Annotated in this window: 3 protein-coding genes and 4 tRNA genes; 3 read left to right on the top strand and 4 right to left on the bottom strand. The window is 72.5% G+C overall.

The window, feature by feature from the left end; translation table 11 throughout:
* Positions 1–49 precede the first annotated feature (49 nt).
* The 4 genes from CCN44_RS37800 to CCN44_RS37815 all read right to left on the bottom strand — a co-directional run bounded on the left by CCN44_RS37800 (position 50) and on the right by CCN44_RS37815 (position 419).
* Positions 50–121, bottom strand: a tRNA-Val gene (locus tag CCN44_RS37800).
* 40 nt (positions 122–161) lie between these two features.
* Positions 162–233, bottom strand: a tRNA-Val gene (locus CCN44_RS37805).
* A 1-nt stretch (position 234) separates the two neighbouring features.
* Positions 235–308: transfer RNA gene (locus tag CCN44_RS37810), tRNA-Cys, on the bottom strand.
* A gap of 38 nt (positions 309–346) precedes the next feature.
* Positions 347–419: transfer RNA gene (locus tag CCN44_RS37815), tRNA-Gly, on the bottom strand.
* A gap of 178 nt (positions 420–597) precedes the next feature.
* Between CCN44_RS37815 and CCN44_RS37820 the strand changes: the two genes are divergently transcribed.
* From CCN44_RS37820 to CCN44_RS37830, 3 genes are all read left to right on the top strand, one after another.
* Complete coding sequence (locus CCN44_RS37820) at positions 598–1,653, top strand: chorismate-binding protein (protein ID WP_086703311.1); 1,056 nt, start codon at positions 598–600, stop codon at positions 1,651–1,653.
* The gene (locus tag CCN44_RS37825; RefSeq protein ID WP_086703314.1) at positions 1,650–2,471 is read left to right on the top strand and encodes an aminotransferase class IV; all 822 of its coding nucleotides are present in this window, start codon (positions 1,650–1,652) and stop codon (positions 2,469–2,471) included. Before CCN44_RS37820 ends, CCN44_RS37825 begins: the two co-directional genes overlap by 4 nt.
* A 49-nt stretch (positions 2,472–2,520) precedes the next feature.
* Positions 2,521–3,008: GNAT family N-acetyltransferase (locus CCN44_RS37830; protein WP_143650280.1), on the top strand; the 488-nt coding region annotated here is incomplete at its 3' end.

Genomic DNA, 3,008 nt, shown 5'->3' on the forward strand with positions numbered 1-3,008 from the left:
TCCCGCTGAGCTAATCGTCCGCGGACTGTGACCCGTGAGTCACAGACAGTGCGCGATACTGGGATTGAACCAGTGACCTCTTCCGTGTCAGGGAAGCGCTCTCCCGCTGAGCTAATCGCGCGGGTGGGATCTTCGAGAAGATCCAGGATCCGAAGATCCAGTGGACGATACTGGGATTGAACCAGTGACCTCTTCCGTGTCAGGGAAGCGCTCTCCCGCTGAGCTAATCGTCCTTGGAGGTGGAGACGGGATTTGAACCCGTGTAGACGGCTTTGCAGGCCGTTGCCTCGCCTCTCGGCCACTCCACCAGGAGTGTAGGGGATCGGGATGACCCCTTCTTCCTTCGAGCGGACGACGAGGCTCGAACTCGCGACCTCAACCTTGGCAAGGTTGCGCTCTACCAACTGAGCTACGTCCGCTTGTCGTTTCGGTCCGCTTCCGCGTCCCGGCGACGTGTTGAACTCTAGCGGATTCCCGGGCCAGCACAAAAACGCGTTTGCGCAGCGTGCTGCGCTGCGCTCGACGGACCCGGTGGTCAGGGCCCCCTCCGGGACATCCCCGGGCCACCCGGAGGACACCCGCCCTAGACTCGACCACGTGCTCCACCACCCATCCGGACTCCCTCCTCTGGCCCGTTTCGGCGACCGCGTCGCCACCGGCCTCCTCGACGTCACCAGCGATCCGGCCGCCCTGGACTCCACCGGCTTCTGGGCCGTCTGCGCGGACTTCGAGGGCCGGCTGACCTGCGCCCGCTTCGCGGACGTACGCGAGGCGCCGGTGCCCGCGCCGGTGCCCGGCGGGTGGCGGGGCCCGGAGCCGGGGGACTGGACCACCTCCCTGGACCGCGCCGCGTACACGGCGGCCGTCCGCCGCATCCGCGAGCACATCGCGGCCGGCGAGGTCTACCAGGCCAACCTCTGCCGGGTGCTCAGCGCACCCGTCGACCCCGGCGCCGACGTGGACGCACTGACCTCCCTGCTGGCCCGCGGCAACCCGGCGCCCTATGCAGGAACGATCCGGCTGCCGGAGCACGGCGTGGAGATCGCCACCGCCTCGCCCGAGCTGTTCCTGCGCCGGGACGGCCGTACCGTCGAGTCGGGACCGATCAAGGGCACCGGGCGCACCGAGGCGGACCTCCTGGAGAAGGACTACGCCGAGAACGTGATGATCGTCGACCTGGTCCGCAACGACATCGGGCGTGTCTGCACGACCGGCAGCGTGACCGTCCCCGACCTGTGCGCCGTGGAGAAGCACCCGGGGCTCGTGCATCTCGTCTCCACCGTCCGCGGCGAGCTGCGGGCGGACGCGGGCTGGCCGCAGCTGCTGGCCGCGGCCTTCCCGCCCGGCTCGGTCACCGGCGCCCCCAAGTCGAGCGCCCTGCGGATCATCGAGGCGCTGGAGACGGCACCGCGCGGCCCGTACTGCGGCGGCATCGGCTGGGTCGACGCCGACCGGGGCACCGCGGAGCTGGCCGTCGGCATCCGCACCTTCTGGATCGACCGCGCCGCCGGGGTCCTGCGCTTCGGCACCGGCGCCGGCATCACCTGGGGGTCCGACCCCGAGGGAGAGTGGCGCGAGACGGAGCTGAAGGCGTCCCGGCTGCTCGCGGTGGCGTCGGGAACGTACGAGGAGACCGAGGGGGCGTTCACATGAGGATCTGGCTGGACGGCGGGCTGCGGGACCTGGAATCCGCCCGCGTCTCCGTCCTCGACCACGGCCTGACCGTCGGCGACGGCGTCTTCGAGACCGTCAAGGCGGTGGACGGCACGCCGTTCGCGCTCACCCGGCACCTCGACCGGCTGACCCGTTCCGCCCGCGGCCTCGGCCTGCCCGACCCCGACCACGACGAGGTGCGCCGCGCCTGCACGGCCGTGCTGGAGGCCAACCCGGTGCCGCTGGGCCGGCTGCGGATCACCTACACCGGCGGCCACGGCCCGCTGGGCGTCGGCCGCGGCGAGCACGGCCCGACCCTCGTCGTCGCCGTCGGCGAGACCGCCCGCCGCCCGGACTCCACCGCCGCGATCACCGTCCCGTGGACCCGCAACGAGCGCGGGGCCCTCGCCGGGGTGAAGACCACCTCGTACGCCGAGAACGTCGTCGCCCTGGCCCGCGCCCACCAACACGGCGCCTCCGAGGCGCTCTTCGGCAACACGGTCGGACAGCTCTGCGAGGGCACCGGGTCGAACGTCTTCGTCGTCCTGGACGGCGAGATCCACACCCCGCCGGTCACCTCCGGCTGCCTGCCCGGCATCACCCGGGCCCTGACGATCGAGTGGACGGGGGCCCGGGAGACCGACCTGCCGCTGGACGTCCTCGGGCGCGCCGACGAGGTCTTCCTGACCTCCACCCTGCGGGACGTACAGGCCCTGCACCAGGTCGACGACCGCCAACTGCCCGGCGCCCCGGGTCCGGTGACCGCCGAGGCCATGCGGATCTTCGCCGAGCGGTCCGCCCGGGACCTGGACCCGTGAACCGGAAAACAGGCTGACGCGGGCGGTCGCCGTGGGTAGAACACCTGTGATGACCACGACCCTGCGGCCGGCCGAGCCGCTCCAGCAGCATCCCGACGGAACCCGCTCCCGCCGCTTCGCGGTGTGCGTGAACAGCCGTCCCGTCGGCGAGATCCATCTCGGCACCTCCCCGTCCCTCGGCGACTCGGTGGCCCGCGTCATCGACCTCCGCATCGCCGAGCCGGACCGGCGGCGCGGCCGGGGCACGGTGGCGGCGCTCGCCGCGGAGGAGGTGGCCCGCGGCTGGGGCTGCGTCCAGATGGAGACGGTGGTGCCCGCCGCCGCGGACGCCGCGCTGCGCCTGTTCGGCACCCTCGGCTACACCGTGCGCAACCGCGGCATGGAGAAACGGCTCGGCGACACCCCGCCCGCGCTGCCCCCGGACAGCAGGGCGCGGCCCATGACCGGGGCCGAGTTCGACGCCTGGCAGGCGACGGAGAGCGAGCGGTACGCGCGCACGTGGATCGAGCGGGGCCTGCCGGAGGCCGCGGCCCGCGC

It is taken from the genome of Streptomyces tricolor, assembly GCF_002155905.1.
GTDB classification, from domain to species: Bacteria; Actinomycetota; Actinomycetes; order Streptomycetales; family Streptomycetaceae; genus Streptomyces; species Streptomyces tricolor.